1 pseudogene is annotated in these 647 nt (G+C 47.4%); it reads left to right on the top strand.

The features are described 5' to 3' along the window. Positions 1 to 103 precede the first annotated feature (103 nt). A pseudogene (dapF, locus tag KIV40_RS34145) lies at positions 104 to 647 on the top strand (diaminopimelate epimerase); the annotation flags it as partial.

The following is a 647-nucleotide window of genomic DNA, read 5'->3' as shown; positions in this document are numbered from 1 at the left end:
AAGTGATGGTTGATGGCGATAAAACTCACCTTATTCGTCAGCGTGAAGAGCTAACGAGCTTGTGGGAACTTGAAAACATTCTTCCGGAGTAAGTTTAAGCGTTATGCACTTCCACTTTTCAAAAATGCATGATTTGGGCAATGATTTCATTGTCGTGGACTGCATTACTCAAAACATCTTCTTCTCTCCAGACCTGATCCGCCGTTTTGCGGATCGTCCTACCGGTGTTGGTTTTGATCAACTGCTGGTGGTTGAGGCTCCGTACGACCCAGAGACGGACTTCCACTATCGTATTTTTAATGCCGATGGCAGTGAAGTCGAACAGTGTGGTAACGGTGCTCGTTGTTTTGCTCGCTTTTAATGTGAGTACCAAGAAAGGAAAGATGGTTCTCAAGATTGAAGAGAACGATCAGATCACGGTTAACATGGGCGTGCCTGAGTTCGAACCAAGTAAGATCCCTTTCAAAGCCAAACAGCCAGAGAAAACTTATATCCTGCGTACTGATGAGCACACACTTTTCTGTGGCGCGGTCAGCATGGGCAACCCTCACGTGGTGACCGTCGTTGATGACGTAGATACCGCGGATGTCGATACCATTGGTCCACTGTTGGAGTCTCATGAGCGCTTCCCTGAGCGTGTAAACGCG

This window comes from Vibrio sp. D173a (assembly GCF_030248475.1).
This window is presented reverse-complemented; position numbering and strand designations above follow the sequence as displayed.